Annotated in this window: 11 protein-coding genes and 1 pseudogene; 9 read left to right on the top strand and 3 right to left on the bottom strand. The window is 59.4% G+C overall.

Annotation, left to right across the window (positions count from 1 at the left end; translation table 11 throughout):
* The first annotated feature begins 47 nt into the window (after positions 1-47).
* Positions 48-1328: a sugar ABC transporter substrate-binding protein gene (locus tag U9R81_RS11690; RefSeq protein WP_322495628.1), complete on the top strand. Its 1281-nt coding sequence runs from the start codon at positions 48-50 to the stop codon at positions 1326-1328.
* A gap of 228 nt (positions 1329-1556) precedes the next feature.
* Positions 1557-1925, top strand: coding sequence for a roadblock/LC7 domain-containing protein (locus U9R81_RS11695; RefSeq protein ID WP_322495629.1), 369 nt, complete (start codon positions 1557-1559; stop codon positions 1923-1925).
* Positions 1926-2081: 156 nt separating this feature from the next.
* On the opposite strand, the gene U9R81_RS11700 is transcribed toward U9R81_RS11695, so the two are convergent.
* From U9R81_RS11700 to U9R81_RS11710, 3 genes are all read right to left on the bottom strand, one after another.
* Positions 2082-3050 (bottom strand): TIGR00266 family protein, encoded by a 969-nt coding sequence (locus U9R81_RS11700; RefSeq protein WP_322495630.1) that lies wholly within the window; start codon positions 3048-3050, stop codon positions 2082-2084.
* 73 nt (positions 3051-3123) lie between these two features.
* On the bottom strand, positions 3124-4380 hold the full coding sequence (rho, locus tag U9R81_RS11705; protein WP_322495637.1) for a transcription termination factor Rho: 1257 nt from the start codon (positions 4378-4380) through the stop codon (positions 3124-3126).
* Between the two features lie 365 nt (positions 4381-4745).
* Positions 4746-5267 (bottom strand): adenine phosphoribosyltransferase, encoded by a 522-nt coding sequence (locus U9R81_RS11710; RefSeq protein WP_066789559.1) that lies wholly within the window; start codon positions 5265-5267, stop codon positions 4746-4748.
* An 876-nt stretch (positions 5268-6143) separates the two neighbouring features.
* Between U9R81_RS11710 and U9R81_RS11715 the strand changes: the two genes are divergently transcribed.
* From U9R81_RS11715 to U9R81_RS11745, 7 genes and pseudogenes are all read left to right on the top strand, one after another.
* Entirely contained in the window at positions 6144-7085 is a 942-nt protein-coding gene (locus U9R81_RS11715; RefSeq protein ID WP_322495631.1) for an ABC transporter ATP-binding protein, read from the top strand.
* Positions 7086-7185: 100 nt separating this feature from the next.
* Positions 7186-7980, top strand: a complete 795-nt coding sequence (locus tag U9R81_RS11720; protein ID WP_322495632.1) for an ABC transporter permease subunit — start codon at positions 7186-7188, stop codon at positions 7978-7980.
* Between the two features lie 53 nt (positions 7981-8033).
* The gene (locus tag U9R81_RS11725) at positions 8034-10034 is read left to right on the top strand and encodes a GAF domain-containing protein (RefSeq protein ID WP_322495633.1); all 2001 of its coding nucleotides are present in this window, start codon (positions 8034-8036) and stop codon (positions 10032-10034) included.
* A gap of 57 nt (positions 10035-10091) precedes the next feature.
* Entirely contained in the window at positions 10092-11051 is a 960-nt protein-coding gene (locus U9R81_RS11730) for a TerC family protein (RefSeq protein ID WP_322495634.1), read from the top strand.
* A gap of 19 nt (positions 11052-11070) precedes the next feature.
* Positions 11071-12999 carry a peptidoglycan recognition family protein gene (locus U9R81_RS11735; protein ID WP_322495635.1) on the top strand — a complete coding sequence of 643 codons (1929 nt, stop codon included), beginning with the start codon at positions 11071-11073 and terminating at the stop codon, positions 12997-12999.
* Positions 13000-13086: 87 nt separating this feature from the next.
* A complete protein-coding gene (locus tag U9R81_RS11740) occupies positions 13087-15063 on the top strand; it encodes a choice-of-anchor Q domain-containing protein (protein ID WP_322495636.1) in 1977 nt (658 codons plus the stop codon).
* Between the two features lie 220 nt (positions 15064-15283).
* Positions 15284-15578 (top strand): annotated as a pseudogene (locus tag U9R81_RS11745) (phosphate-binding protein); the annotation flags it as partial.

Consider the following 15578-nt stretch of genomic DNA (forward strand, 5'->3'; position numbering starts at 1 on the left):
CGCATCCTGCTATAATGAAACAGCCCGGCTGATCAAGCGAGGATGATGTGCGTTGCCAGTTTTTGTTTCGCCGCTTGCTGCTGCTCTGGCTGCTGGTATTTATCTCATGTTCCGCGCCGCCGGCCAGCGCACCACCCAATCGATCCGACCGCGTCATACTGCGCCTCTGGCATGCGTGGCCGGCAGCCGAAGGCCGTGTTTTGCAAACCCTCGTTGATCAGTTTAATCAGACGTATCCGCAATGGCAGATTATTGTGCAAGCGCGACCAGCGGTGTCGCTGCCGATGGACGTGGCCACGGCAGTGAATGAGGGTGGCGGCCCGCATCTCGCGATCGTCCAGAGCCATACGCTCGGTATGCTCGTGAGTGCAGGTGCGCTGCGCCCGCTCGATGACCTGATATCAGCCAGCGAATTGAATAGTCTGATTCCCGCCGCTGCCGGCGCGGCTCGCGTGACCGTCGGCGATCAGCCCGCGCTGTTCGGCCTGCCGATCAGTTTTGATACGTTGGCCTTGTACTACAACCGCGCCAACGTGCTCCAACCGCCGGGTAGCGTCGAAGAGCTACTGCTAACCGGACGGGCGCTCACCGATCGCGAGCGAACGCCGCCGGTGTGGGGGTTTGCCTATAATCTTGCCCTTGATCGAACCATCGGCTACTTGTATGCCTTTGGTGGCCGGGTGTTTGACGAGAATGGCGCCGTAGTGTTAGGTGAAAGCGGGCGGGCCGGCGCCGAGCGGTGGTTGGCATGGTTGAGCGAACTCTACCGCGATGAGCGCGTGCTGGCAACGCTCGACGGCGTCGTGGTTGATCGGGTCTTGCAAGCTCGTGAGGCGATTATGACCATCGATTGGTCCCATGCCCAAGCCGAGTATCGCGCGATCTGGAACGACCAGCTTGGCGTGACGCCGCTGCCGAAGCTGAACGCTACCGATCGCCCGCCGCAACCGTATGTGCAGGCTGATGTGATCGTGGTCAATGCCCGTTTGACCGATCAGGCCGAACAAGCTGCCGCGCAAGCGTTTATGCGGTTTATGATCGAGGTCAGTAGCCAGCGCTCCTTGTTGGCTGCCGGTCGCCAACCCACCCAACTGGCCCTTCAGCTCAGTGACACCGACCTCGATGATCGGGTGCAGTTGGCGGCGGCCCGCGCTTTTCGCGTACAGGCTCAGCAAGGCTTGCCAATGCCGGCCGACCGGCTCGCAAATGAAGTGGTCTGGACGACGCTGGTTGATATGCACCTTAGCGCCGTGCGCGGCCTGCTCACTCCGGAACAGGCCGTGACTACCGCCGATGAGATCCTCCGCAGCCGGTTTGCGCCGCCGTAACCGAGTTGACCAACAGCGCAAAACCCCTTACAATGACAGCAATGTCCACGGTCTACCAAACGCTCAATGGGCAAAAAGCCGGCAAACCTAGTTGCTGCGCTTGCAAAGATGTAGTAGAATAAGCGACGTGTAGGCCGTCGTAAAGGTAGTTCTGCACTAGTCAGTATCAAGGCCCACACGGTTTCGTCTTTGTCCCGAACTGGCTGACGGCCTCTAAGGAGGATATGAATGGCAAGCAGAACCGAAGAGATGGTGCGGCATCTAAAGGCCCTATCGATGAACACGCCCGATATTGAGGCCTCCGCCGTAGTGAGCGTCGATGGCCTCATCATGGCTTCGGCGCTGCCGGCAGATGTCGAAGAAGATCGCGTCTCGGCGATGAGCGCCGCCATGCTCTCGCTCGGTGAGCGAATTGCCAGCGAATTAAAACGCGGGCAGCTCGATCAGGTCTTTGTGCGTGGTGAAGAAGGGTACGTCATCCTAATGGCTATCGGTGAGGAAGCGGTATTGACTGCGCTGGCGCAAAGCCGGGCCAAGCTCGGTCTGGTGTTCCTCGATATGCGACGCACGGCGAACGAGTTGGTCAATCTCGTCTAGCCCTTGCTCGCTCAGCCAGCCGGGAGGATACTCATACAGCCTGCTCTTGGCGGGCTGTTTGTGTCTAGCGGTTGGTTACGATGAGCAGTCGTAGAGGGGCAGAGCATGCTCTGCCCCAAAGCTTTTCACGGATAGCTAGCGCGCCGCTCGGCTCTCCTATTCGCCCGTAAACAAGCTGCCAAAATTGATCCCGCTCGAACTGCTCGATCCGCCGGTGCTCGGCAAGTATTTGGCGAGCTTCTTGGCCAAATTCATTGCTGGCATCGTTTGCAGCCAGACTCGCCCCGGCCCGCGCAAGGTCGTCAAGAACAACCCTTCACCGCCGAAAAGGATGTTCTTGAAGCCGCGCACCATCTCGACATCAAACTGGACGGTTGGCTCGTACATTGCGACGTGGCCGGTGTCTACCTTCAGCATCTGGTTGGCTTCCAACGTATACTCGATAATATCGCCATCCAGCTCGACAAACGCCAGCCCCGGCCCGGTTAGCTTTTGCATAATAAAGCCTTCGCCGCCGAAGAAGCCGGCGCCGAGTTTGCGGCGAAAGTGAATATCGAGCGAGACGCTGCGCTCAGCGCACATAAAGGAGTCCTTTTGGCAGATCATCACCTGCCCCGGCCCAAGATTGAGCGGGATGATCTTGCCCGGCAGCTCAGCCGAGAAGCCGATGATCCCCGGCCCGCCTTGCGGTGTGAAGTTGGCCATAAAGATCGACTCGCCTGAGAACATCCGCTTAAATGCCCCGCCCAAGCCGCCTTCCATGTTGGTCTGCATTTGGACGTTGGCGCTCATCCAGCTCATACCACCGCGTTCCGAAAAGACGGTCTGGCCGGCAGGCACCTCCAGAATGACCGCCTGCATCGTCGTGCCGATGATCTTGAAGCGGAGACCGCTGGCGCCAACGCCGGTGCCTGCGACTGGCGGTTCGGGCAGATCGAGCCGTTCACCGGGACGGCCATCGTACACATCGGCCATACTCGCAGCATCACCTGACGGCGGGATCAGCGAGGCTGGGGTGGGTGGTACGGGTGGCGGCGTTGGCGTAGCCGGCGCCAAGGGATACCCGCAATTCGTGCAAAAACGTGTTCCGGGAGCAACAGGTGAGCCACATTGCGGACAATTCATACCGAGGCCTCCTACAGCTGCGGCGGGTTCGACATCAGACGCAACAATTTACGCACTGCCTGCCTCAAACGTTTCAACTCTTGTTCAAGGTTTGCAGAAATTCGGCGTTCGATTTGGTCTTCGCCATCCGGGTTAGCATCAGCTCGGTACCCTCGTTGTCGCCGAGCATGCTCACCATGCGGCGCAGCGTCCACACCTGACGGAGCGTCTCTGGGCTAAGCAGGAGATCCTCGCGGCGGGTGCTCGAACGTTGAATATCAATCGCAGGGAAGATGCGCTTTTCAGCCAGTTTGCGATCGAGGTGCAGCTCCATATTGCCGGTGCCTTTGAATTCTTCGTAAATCACATCATCCATGCGCGAGCCGGTATCGATCAAGCACGTGGCGATAATCGTAAGCGAACCGCCGTTTTCGATATTGCGCGCCGCGCCAAAGAAGCGTTTGGGCGGGTAGAGCGCCACCGGATCGATCCCGCCTGAGAGAGTGCGCCCACTCGGCGGCATGGCCACGTTGTAGGCGCGGGCCAGCCGGGTGATCGAGTCCATCAGGATCACCACATCATACCCGATCTCAACCAGCCGCTTGGCTCGCTCAAGCGTCATTTCGGCGACTTTGGTATGATTTTCGACCGGCTCGTCAAAGGTCGAAGAGATGACCTCGCCGCGCACCGAACGGCGCATATCAGTCACCTCTTCGGGCCGCTCACCAATCAGCAGCACCATCAAGTGAATGTCTGGGTAATTGCTGGTAATGCCATTGGCAATCGCTTTGAGCAGCATCGTCTTGCCGGCTTTGGGTGGCGAGACGATCAAGCCGCGTTGGCCGCGCCCGATCGGGGCAATCAGATCGACCAGCCGCGTATGCAAGAGGTTTGGCTCTGTCTCTAACTTGATCTGTTCGTTAGGAAAGATCGGGGTCAGTTGATCAAAGAAGGGCCGGTTGCGCGCCGTTTCGGGGTCGAGGTCGTTAATCTTTTCGACTCGCAAGAGCGAATAATACCGCTCACTCTCTTTCGGCGGGCGAATCTGCCCCCAGATCCGGTCGCCGCTGCGCAAGGCAAACCGGCGAATCTGCGATTGCGACACATACACATCTTCGGGGCTGGAGAGCATTCGATTGCCGCGCAAAAAGCCAAACCCTTCCGGCATAATATCTAAAATACCGTCACTGTAAATGGTGTCGGGATCAACCGATTGTTCGATCGTTTGCGCATGCAGTAATTTGTCGATCAATTCACGTTTTTTGAGGGCGCTAACCCCTGAGATGTCAAGTTTACGCGCCATCTCGCGCAAATCCGCGAGCGTTTTGTTTTCTAGTTCGGCCACCGTCATCACGATACGTACTCCTTGGAACAGCAAGAAAGAAGGGAAACAAGACTGAATTCACTCACACGCGCCAGATCCTTTGGCCGGTTGGATCGGGCGGTATTCATAAGCATGCAGAAACGAGCTTACTTTGTTGTGTATTGAACCAGCATACAACGAGAGCCGGTAATGAGCGCGATGCCTGCTCGGCGATGTGAAAATGGGGAAATTGTCGCAGCGCCAGCGGCGCAGGAGTCACGGAGCGCTACGATCATCTTGCATCCGGGATTTGGGTCTAGTATAACACGTATGTCAAGATCACCGCAAACTGTTGCGCTGAAAGCGCAGCGGCAAGCGCTTTGTCTGCCGCCGCGCTTTCGCACCAAGGGCGCTTAAAATTGAATCAGTGAGAAGATGTTATGATTGCGCAATCGCTCCCGCCCGTTGAGGAACGTCAGTTCAATCACAAAGGCTAATTCGGCCACCTGCCCGCCGGCCATCCCGATCAAATCGCACGCCGCCGCAATGGTGCCTCCCGTCGCCAGCAGATCATCAATCACCAGCACCCGCGCCCCCGGCTGGAAGGCGTCGCGGTGAATCTCTAACTTGTTTGTCCCGTACTCCAGTTGGTATTCGATCTGGTAGGTCGCTGCCGGTAGTTTGCCCGGCTTACGAATCGGCACGAGCCCGACGCCAAGCCGATAGGCGAGCGGCGCACTAAAGATGAACCCGCGCGACTCGATGCCAACCACGGCGTCGATCTGTTGGTCGCGGTACCGTTCGTGCAACCGGTCGATCACTTCGCTAAACGCCGGCCCGTTGCCGATCAGGGTCGTAATATCTTTGAACTGAATGCCGGGGATCGGAAAGTCGGGAATGTTCCGGATCAGACTGGCTAAATCTTGCCGCGCCATACACCCTCCATTATCAAACAGTTGCCCCTGCACTCGCTATTATAGAGAACTCAGGAATCTTTGCATGCGATACTTTGTGATGTGTGTTGCGAGTGGGACATCGAGGAGCGGTGCTCATCTCTTCCCCGAAGGGAGCGGGAGCGATCCACCCCTCCCCCGGCGGGGGAGGGGCAAGGGGTGGGGGCATCAGCCCGCGCAGCGGGATTCGTAAACTGTAGCCCAGCCCTTGAGGGCTGGGTACCGGATCAGATGTTCTGTCTGCTCTTGAACCCCGGTGGGGGAAGGGCACGGGGTGGGGGCCAGTATTGCCCTCTTGTCATTGCGCGGGCGCAGAGCGCCCGCAGCAATCTCCTGCTGCAGCGAAATATAGCCGCTGCGCGGGTAGCTCCCGTGCTTGCAGGGGATTGCTTCGCCTCGCTGCGCTCGGCTCGCAATGACAACGGGGGAACGGGGTGCGCCCGCATCTGTCATGGCGCGGTCGGGCGGCCCCAGCGCAGCGAGGGGCCGCCCGACCGCAGCAATCTTCCGCTGTAGCGAGATATAGCCGCTGCGCGGGTACCTCCCGCGCTCGCATGAGATTGCTTCGCCGCGTGGGGCATCGTAGTTTTAAGCTCAGCATGGCTGGCTTTCCGCTGCGCCAACGCCATCGCTTGTGGTACTATGTCATGGCGCGGTTACGTCAGGCCCGCAGCAATCCTCTAACAAGATTGCTACCAGTAACCGATCAACCAGCGCCAACGCGCTTCGTAAGTAACGCGCCTTCTTGTCCGCGGTTTCAACTTGTCATAATATTTTTAAGGTAAACACGGCTTGCAATCCTGTAGCGTCTGTTGCCTGCTCCGCCAGCCGCTGTCGCGATCTGATCACGAGAATGCTATGAATGCCATTGAATGCCACCGTCTCTCCCGCCACTTTGATCGTCTGGTGGCGGTTGCCGATCTCGATCTGGCAATTCCAGCGGGGACAATCTTTGGGTTTCTTGGTCCCAACGGCGCCGGCAAGACGACGACGGTGCGTATGTTGTGCGCCTTGATTGCGCCATCGAGCGGCACTGCCTGCGTGGCCGGGTTTGATGTGCAAACTCAAGCCGCCGCGGTGCGGGCCGCGACCGGTATCTTGACCGAAACTCCCGGCTTGTACGATACCCTCAGCGCGCTCGAAAATCTGATATTTTTCGCCCGGCTCTATGGTCTCTCGGCAACGCAAGCCGCCGAGCGCGCTGCCCACTATCTGCGGCTGTTTGCATTGTGGGAACGGCGCAACGATCCGGTTGGCGGTTTTTCTAAAGGCATGCGCCAGAAGTTGGCGATCGCGCGGGCCTTGCTCCACGATCCGCCGGTGGTCTTTCTTGATGAGCCGACCGCCGGTCTCGATCCGGCTGCGGCGCGGGCGGTGCGTGATGTGATCAAGACGCTGCGCGCCGGCGGGCGCACGATCTTTCTCACCACCCATAATCTGGCCGAGGCTGATGAGTTGTGCGATCTGATCGGCGTCTTCCGTACCCGTTTGATCTCGCTCGATACGCCGGCCAACCTCCGCGCCCGCCTGTTTGGCCAGAGCGTGCGGATCGTGCTAGCCGGCCCTGCGGCGCCGCTGGCGCCGTTGGTGCAGCAGTTGCCGTTTGTGTCCGGCGTTGATGCCGAGGAGCGGGTGTTGTTGGTGCGGATCGCCAATCCTGACCAGCATAATCCGGCGCTGGTGCACGCGTTGGTCGCTGCCGGCGCCGATATCTGCTATCTCGAACCGTTTACCCCCTCGCTCGAGACGGTCTACCTCGAGCTGATGCAAGAGGCGGTCACGGTAGACGGCGCCAGCTAAACGTTGGACAGATGAGGTGGTCGCTTGCACGTGTGGAATGCGGCAGTTAAACTGCCCCACTCCATGGCATGCTGCCATAGTATAGAGAGCGAGAATCGCTATGCTCCATTGGGATCGCATCACCGTCTTGATCCGCAAAGAGTGGCTGGAGCTGCGTCGTTCGCGCGGGTTGCTGTTCAGCACCTTTGTGCCGCCGCTGATCTTGCCGCTCTTTGCCCTCGGCTTAATCTTCGCGATGGGGTTGGTCAGTGATCCTGATACCGCCGAGATCCCGGCTGCGGCGATCGATCCGGCGTTGGCCGGTCTCGGTCTCGAAGCCTTAGCCCAAGTGATCTTTGGCCGCCAGTTTTCGACCCTCTTTTTGCTGTTGCCGATGGTGATTCCCAATGTGCTCGCGTCGTACAGCATCGTCGGCGAGAAGAATCGCCGCACGCTTGAGCCGCTGCTGGCGGCGCCGATTTCGGTCGGCGATTTGTTGCTGGGCAAGGTGTTGGCGGCGATTATTCCCGGTATCGCCTTGACATGGCTGTGCGCACTGCTCTTTGCCGCCGGTTTAGGCTTCGTCGCCATCGATCCGGTAGTGCCGGGGTTGGTGTTGCATCCGGGGTGGATCGTCATGTTGCTGTCAGCCAGCCCGCTGCTGGCCCTCATTTCCGTTGCGCTGACGGTGATGGTCTCGGCGCGGGTAAACGATCCACGCAGCGCGCAGCAGATCGCCGGCGTGCTGATTGTGCCGGTGATGTTGCTCTTCTTCGGCCAGATGCTGGGGCTGTTTGTGCTCGATCCGGCAGTGGCGCTGCTCTTCTCGCTGGTGTTGGCATTGGTTGCGGTAGGTTTGCTCTGGTTGGCAACCCAAGCCTTTCAGCGCGAGAAGATTCTCACGCGCTGGCGCTGATCATCCTTGCGCGACGGGGTATAATTGACCCAAACATTCGTTGAGGGTGGCCTATGAGCGCAACTAGCCTGCCTATGTATGAGGTGCTGACATCGCAACCGCCTGATCTGATCGGCGCGTTGCGCGAGACAATTCCGTCGATCGGCATGTTGATCGATGCGCTAGAACACCAGTCTGATCCGGCGATGCGCCTAAGCTTGTTGCGGCAGATCGGTACCGAGTGGCATGCCTGCGGCGGTTTGGCCGAGGTGCTGACCGAGCTAGGATTGCACCTCTCCGCCCGCTTGCCAATGCCGCAAGGGGTGGTGGTCAGCGAATTGTTGCTCGCGTTTGGCGCGGCCCAAGAAGAACAGCGCACCCGCGAATGGGAGGCGCGGCTGGTCGAACGCGCCGACCAGCTCGATGGTCTTCACCGGATTATTTCCGCCGCCAATTCGACTCTCGACCTCGATACCTCGCTGCAAACCGTGGTTGAGACGGTAGCGCGCGTGATGAACGTCGAGGTCTGTTCGATCTATCTCTACGACAAGCACCGCGATGATCTGGTCTTACGCGCGACCCATGGCCTCAACCGGGCGGCGGTCGGGCAGGTGGTGGCCCGTCTAGGTGAGGGAGTGACTGGCTGGGCGGCCCAACTCGGTTATCCGGTCTCGGTGAGCGATGTCTATAAAGATCCGCGCTACCACCGCGAGCCGCAACTCGGCGAAGAGATTTTTCGCTCGATGCTGGCGGTGCCGATCGTGCTCTTCTCGGCTGAGCGGTTCCAGTTTAGCGCCGATAAGCTGCAAGGCGTGATAACGGTGCAGACGATCGCACCACGCGATTTTACCCAAGAAGAGATTTCGTTTGTCGAGATGGCTGCCGGCGAATTGGCTTTCTTCATCGCCAATGCCCAGCTCTACCAGCAAACCGATGAACGCCTGCATCAGAAGTTGCGTGAGTTAACCACGCTTCAACAGGTCTCAAAATCAATCGCCGAGCAGATCGGTTTGCACGATGTGTTGAATCTGATCGCTGAAAAGGCGGTCGATTTGTCGAAGGTTGATCGGGCGACCATCTTTCAAGTTGGCGAAGATGGCAATCTGAAGTTGGTGGCCAGTTATGGCGGCGAAGGCGATGGCGTGCGTGACCTGATTATTCAGACTGTGCGCGATGGCCGTCCGCTGGCCGTGATGAATGCCTATCAAGATGCGCGCTTTCCGCAGTTGCCTGAGGTGGCCCGCCGCGAGAACTTCCATTCGCTCTTCTGCATGCCGTTGCGCGCCCGTGGCCGCACGATCGGCGGTATCTGTCTCTACCGCAGCGAACCGCACTTGTTTGATTATGAGCAGGTTCGCCTCCTCAATACCTTTGCTGACGAAGCGGCGATCGCCATCGAAAATGCCCGCCTCTACGAAGAGAGCCTGCGCGCGTTGCGGGTCAAGTCGGCCCTGCTCAAAGAGATGCACCACCGCGTGCGCAATAATCTGCAAACGATCGCTGCACTGTTGTCGATGCAGTTGCGCCGGCTTGACCCCGCCAGTCCCGGCGCGAAAGCGTTGCGTGAGAGCGCGGCCCGTATTCAAGCCATTGCCGCCATTCACAATTTGCTATCGCGTGATGATATCGGCGTGACGACGGTCGGCGCCGTCGCCCGGCAAGTGATCGAGAACGTCCAGACCCCGCTGATCGAGTCTGATGTCCGGGTTGAGTTTGTCATCCTTGGCGATGAGGTGCGGATTGGCTCACGCGATGCGACCATATTGGCGTTAGTCATTAACGAATTGATTGATAATGCGTTGACGCATGGCCTCGCTGCCGAAGGTGGCCGGATCGAGGTCGAAGCGGTGCTTGAGCAAGGGCTGATATTTATGGAAGTGCGCGATGACGGCCCGTGCCATCCGCCGCCGCCGCCGCGCCCCAGCAGTGGGTTGGGCTTGCAAATTATCGAAACGCTGGTCAAGAGTGATCTGGATGGGTCATTCAATTTGATCCGTGACGAAGCCGCCGGTTGGATGCGAGCGCAGGTGCGGTTCCCGCAACAGATCGTCGAAGACGACCGCATCGATGTGTAACCCTGTTGTAGGGACGCACGGCTGTGCGTCCCGCCATCGTAGAACCAAGGAGCGATCGTGGAAACCGCCATCTGGGCATGGATCGCCTTCCATGCAGTTGTCTTCTTCGTATTAGCCCTTGATTTGGGGGTGTTCCATCGCCGTTCGCACCGGGTGTCGGCGCGCGAAGCCGGGATCTGGACGTTGGTGTGGATTTCGCTTTCGATGGCGTTTAACGGCCTGATCTGGCTCTGGCGCGGCCCCGAAGATGCACTGAACTTTCTCACTGCATATGTAGTCGAATACTCGCTGAGTATTGATAATATCTTTGTTTTCGTATTGCTGTTCGGCTACTTTCGCGTCCCGCCGCAATACCAGCATCGCGTGCTCTTCTGGGGCATTCTCGGCGCGCTGCTGATGCGCGGTTCGATGATCTTGCTCGGCGCGGCATTGATTGAACAGTTTCAGTGGACTCTCTATGTCTTCGGTGCCTTTCTGTTAGTGACTGGCGCGCGGCTCTTCTTTCAAGATGATGATCCTGACGTCGATCCGCAGCAGAATCCATTGGCTCGCTTAGTGCGCCGGTTTCTGCCGGTGACCGCCGAGATGCGCGGCGATCGCTTTTTTGTGCGTGAAGAGGGCCGGCTCAGCGCAACCCCGCTCTTGCTCGTGCTGGTGATAGTGGAGAGTACCGATTTGCTGTTTGCGGTTGACTCGATTCCCGCTATCTTCGGCATCACCCACGATCCGTTTATTGTCTATACCTCGAATATCTGCGCTATCCTCGGCCTGCGCTCGCTCTATTTCCTGCTGGCGAACTTTATGCGCGCGTTTTATTACCTTCGCTTTGGGTTGGCGATTATTCTGTCTTTTATTGGGGTCAAGATGCTCACCCCGTTGGTTACCGGTTGGTTTCTCGGCGGCCATGGGTTGCACATTCCCACCACCGTCTCGCTCGCGGTGATTGTGGTCACGTTGCTGGTCGCGGTCGCAGCATCGATCATCCGGTCGCGGCGATTGGCTGCTGCGGCCGATTAGCGCCGGAAGGAGCTTGGTTATGCCCGATTTTCCCACCGAAGGCTCGCCGCCCTTTATCAACCGTATGTTGACCATCGCCGAGTGGCGTGAGTATGTGGCCAAGTACGATTTCGGTCGCCTAGCGCCCAGCCGGTTGGTGCTGCACCACACCTATCGTCCCGACGAGACGACGTGGCGCGGCTTGACCACTATGCGCGGGATTCAGAAGTTTTATGCCGGCAAAGGTTGGACGGCGGGGCCGCATATCTTTACCGGCCCCGATGGGATTTGGCTGGCGACGCCGATGTCGCAGATCGGCATTCATGCCGGCACCGGCAATGGCTCGTTGGCGCAGGGTTGGTATTCGATCGGCTTGGAGATGGTTGGTTATTTCGATAAGGTGTTGCCTTCAGGGAAAGTCTGGGAACATTCGGTTGCAGTGATGGGCGAACTCTCGCGCCGGCTCAAGATTCCGCCCCGCCAGCTCATCTCGTTCCACCGCGACTACACCAATCAGAAGAGCTGTCCCGGCTGGGCCGTCACCAAAGAATGGGTCTGGTCGCAAGTCGAAGCCTATCTGAATAATGCCGCGCCGCCTCCTGCACCGCCTCCCGGCCCGATTGGCACGCCGGCGCCGGATGATGAACTGTTGATCGAGACCTTGTTGGAAGAGGGGTACAAACATAAAACCAACGGTCAAGGCTACAATGCCGATTGGGCCTTCCACCAGTACGCGCTTGAGCACAAGTTGGGCATGCCGATGGGGCCGAGCGCGCGGATGCCGTTTGAGGGCAAGGTTTACAATTACCAGCCCTTTGCGCGCGATACTCTCTATTGCGAGGTGCCGAATTGGGGTGATGTCAAGACGATGAGCGATTTGCTTGGCGGCAGTATTCCGCCGAGCGGCTTGGGTCGCGCTTTGCTCGATGCAACCTATCAAGCCGGCGGTTCGCCCTTCCGGCCTGATTGGGCCTTCCACCAGTACGCCGTGGCCCGTAAGTTGGGGCCGCCGGTCGGTAAGAGCGCCCAAATCACGGTTGACGGCAAACAGTATGCCTATCAGGCATTTGCGGTTGATACGCTCTACAATCTGGTGCCTAACTGGAAGGATGTCCGCCAGTTGAGCCAGATCAGCACGGCGACCGATCCGGCGACGATCCGTTTGCGCGATGCGTTGCTTACCGAGACGTACAAACAAGCTGGCGCCACCTATCGCCCCGATTGGGCCTTCCACCAACTGGCCCGCCAGTGGGCGATCGGTGTGCCATTGGCCAACAGCTATCAAATCACGCTCGAAAAGACGACCTACGCCTTGCAGCCGTTTGCGCTCGATGTGCTCTACAACGTGGTGCCGAAATGGAGCGAGGTGAAGCGTCTGAGCGATTTGGCGCGCCAGCACGGGATGCCGGTGCTCGGCGCGGCGATGCCGGCGCCGGTGTTAGCCGTGCGTAGCGCCGAGATCGCGCCGCCAACCGATGGTGGGTTCAGTATGACGCAGGTTACGCCGCCGGCAATGGCCTTTGGTGAACGCGGCGGTGAACCGGTGAGTATGGTGGTGCTGCACGCGATTCCCGGCCCAGCCGAGGAGACGATCGCCGCAATGACCGATTTCAACGCCCGTTTTGCCACCCATTACCTGATCGGTCTCGATGGCCGCATCTACCGGCTAGTTGATGAAGCCAAGGCGGCATGGCATGCCGGGTTTGCCACTAGCGGCGGCACCCGCTACAATCTCAACCGGATCAGTGTCGGCATTGCCCTTGAGCGTCCGGCGGGATGGCCAGCGACGCGCGACGCCGGCGATACCGATGCGCAGGTGCGCGCCTTGCGCTGGCTGTTGCGCCAGCTCGATGCTCGTTACCGGCTCGATCCCGATGCGATTGTGCTCTGGTCGAGTCTGGCCGGCAGTGATGAAGAGGCGTTGGCCGGGTTGCCGCTTGGCGCGTTGCGCGAGGCATTGATGGGGTAGACCGGGTGCATGTTTGATGCAGAGGGGTGTCAGGCGGTGATGCCCTCTGCCACGTTAACCTAGCAGCTCCGCTCAGAAAGGCCGGTTATGCAGACGATCGTGAACCGTGCTTTTGCTCGTATCTCAGCCCTGCGGTTCTGGTCGATGTTTTGGGTGTGGATCGCCATACTGGCTTTCACCGGCTGGCCGGCGTCGCTAGCGCGCGCCCAAGCCAACGTGGTTGGCAATGGCACGCCAGCCAGTTGCACCGCCGCAGCGTTGGCGACAGCAGTCGCCGGCGGCGGCGAGATTAGTTTTAATTGCGGGTCCAATCCGCACACCATTACGCTCGCTGCCCCGTTGACCATCACTGCGCCGCAGACGATCATCGATGGCGGCGGACGGATTACCTTGCAAGGCAATAATAGCCGGTTGATTGACCATTACACCACCGGTCTGATTGGCGCTAGCCGGCTCGAACTGCGGAACCTGACGATCATTGGCGGCAGAGCCAGCGGCGGCGGCACCGATGAGTCGGCCGTCAATGGCAGCGGCGGCGCGATCCGGAGCTACTTCGCGGCGGCGAACCCTGCCTTTACCCCGACATTGGTGATCGATCGCGTGACCTTCCGCGATAATCAAACGACGCTCACGTCAGTGCCGGCGGGCCGCGATGCCTACGATTACGGCGGCGGCGCGATCTATAGTCGCGGCGGGGCCGTGATTGTCACCAACAGCCGGTTTGAAAGCAATCACGCCAACAACGGCGCCGGCGGCGCGATCCACCTGTTGCAGAGCAGTTTGTCGGTGGAGGATACTGTCTTTGTCGGCAACACCGCCATCGGCGCCCGCCCGCAAGATAGCTTTGGCGGCGCGATTTCGGCTGATGGGTTGGGCGGCGCCAACCGCCGTTTGCGGGTGGTGCGCTGCCTGTTTCAAGACAACCAAACCTACAATTCCGGCGGCGCGATTCACGCCAATATGTACGAAGACAGCAGCGGCCTTGAGGTGATTGATAGTTCATTCCTCAACAACGCGGTGATCGGCGGCAGTCGCGGCCAAGGCGGTGCGATCGGCGGTGGCGGATCAAGCATTGGCTCCGGTACCGGCAATCCCAGTGTGTTGATTAGCGGCAGCCTGTTTCATACCAACCGTGCCCGCCGCACGCCGGGGGCTGATGGCAATCCGCGGGAAGATGGCGCTGGCGGCGCGGTGGCGTTTCCCCAGCAAGTGGCGCTGCGGATCATCAATTCAACCTTTGTCGCGAATCGAGCGGAGGGCGATGGTTTCAATGCTAATGGCGGTGCGCTGTATGTCCTCAACAACCGGCCAGCGCCGTTCATCATCGAAACCAGCACCTTTGCCAACAACTACGCTGGTTGGGTGGGTGGTGCGATCAGCCACTCCGGCAATGGCAGCGTCAGTAATAGCCTCTTTGCTTACAACACAGCCGGCAATGGCGGCAATGGCTGGAACATTCAGCAACACTGTTCGCGCGAGCTGACCCACGATGGCCGTAGTTTGCAGTATCCACCGCGCTTGACCGGCGGAAATTTTTGGAATGATGTGACCTGCTTTGCCGGCAAGAGCGCGCCTAACCAAACCAATGACCCACAGTTTCGTGATCCCATGCTGCGCGCGTTGGCCAACAACGGCGGGCCAAGCCAAACGATGGCGATTCCCGCCGATAGTCCGGCTCGCGATGCTGGCGCTGCCTGTCCGGCTGCCGATCAACGCGGTGTCGCTCGCCCGCAACTCAATGCCTGCGATCTGGGGGCATTTGAATTGCAAGTGCCGTTGGTCGCTACGCCGCCCATAGTAGCGCGCAACCAACCGTCGCTGGCGCTGCTGCTCTACGGGGTTGATTTCACTGCGGCAACCCAAGCGTTGGTGAACGGCCAGCCCCGTTCTACCTCCTTCATCAATGGCCAAACCCTGCGCGTCTCTCTCACGCCGGCTGATGTCGCCGATGTTGGTCTGCTCACCATCAGTCTGAGCGGGCCGGGGAGCATCGTCGGCACGGCGCAGGTGCGGGTTGCGGCGCTCGTCTCACACGTCTATATCCCGTTGGCATTGCGTCCATAGCTGTCTTTTCCTGCCGAACGTTTACCTGCATTTAACAATCTCTTAACAATTAAATGATGCGTTCTTAACCAGAACCCTGTATCGTATGCGTGCAAGCGTCGCTCTCTGCATCCTGCCAGAGTGTCGCACCATGATGTGTCATAAGCCGGGCAGACATTCTGCCAAGGTAGGGTGCGCTTGCAGTTTGCAGATAGTAGAGGTGTAAGGAGAAACGAAACGTATGGTAGGTAATGCGAAACGGTGGATCTACGGTCTCATGCTGATGGCGCTGTTGATCCCGATGATCGCAGCGTGTGGCGGCCAGCAACAAGCGCAGCCAACGGCGACTACGGCGCCGGCTGCGCCAGCGACAGCAGCTCCGGCCCCGACGGCGGCTCCGGCTCCCACAGCCGCTCCGCAGCCGACGGCAACGCCTGAGTCTCCGCTCGCTTCGTTGAAGGGCGACATTGTGATCGATGGTTCTTCGACCGTGTTCCCCGTGATTGCGGCTGCCGCCGAAGAGTTCTCGGCACTGG

This window comes from Chloroflexus sp. (assembly GCF_034435895.1).
In the GTDB taxonomy this organism is placed as follows: Bacteria; Chloroflexota; Chloroflexia; order Chloroflexales; family Chloroflexaceae; genus Chloroflexus.

Excerpts from the sequence above, each read along its gene's own strand:
- U9R81_RS11700 (WP_322495630.1), bottom strand. The coding sequence starts at position 3,050 with ATGAATTGTCCGCAATGTGGCTCACCTGTTGCTCCCGGAACACGTTTT.
- U9R81_RS11720 (WP_322495632.1), top strand. The coding sequence starts at position 7,186 with ATGCTCCATTGGGATCGCATCACCGTCTTGATCCGCAAAGAGTGGCTG.
- U9R81_RS11695 (WP_322495629.1), top strand. The coding sequence starts at position 1,557 with ATGGCAAGCAGAACCGAAGAGATGGTGCGGCATCTAAAGGCCCTATCG.
- U9R81_RS11715 (WP_322495631.1), top strand. The coding sequence starts at position 6,144 with ATGAATGCCATTGAATGCCACCGTCTCTCCCGCCACTTTGATCGTCTG.
- U9R81_RS11740 (WP_322495636.1), top strand. The coding sequence starts at position 13,087 with ATGCAGACGATCGTGAACCGTGCTTTTGCTCGTATCTCAGCCCTGCGG.
- U9R81_RS11735 (WP_322495635.1), top strand. The coding sequence starts at position 11,071 with ATGCCCGATTTTCCCACCGAAGGCTCGCCGCCCTTTATCAACCGTATG.
- U9R81_RS11710 (WP_066789559.1), bottom strand. The coding sequence starts at position 5,267 with ATGGCGCGGCAAGATTTAGCCAGTCTGATCCGGAACATTCCCGACTTT.
- rho (WP_322495637.1), bottom strand. The coding sequence starts at position 4,380 with ATGACGGTGGCCGAACTAGAAAACAAAACGCTCGCGGATTTGCGCGAG.
- U9R81_RS11725 (WP_322495633.1), top strand. The coding sequence starts at position 8,034 with ATGAGCGCAACTAGCCTGCCTATGTATGAGGTGCTGACATCGCAACCG.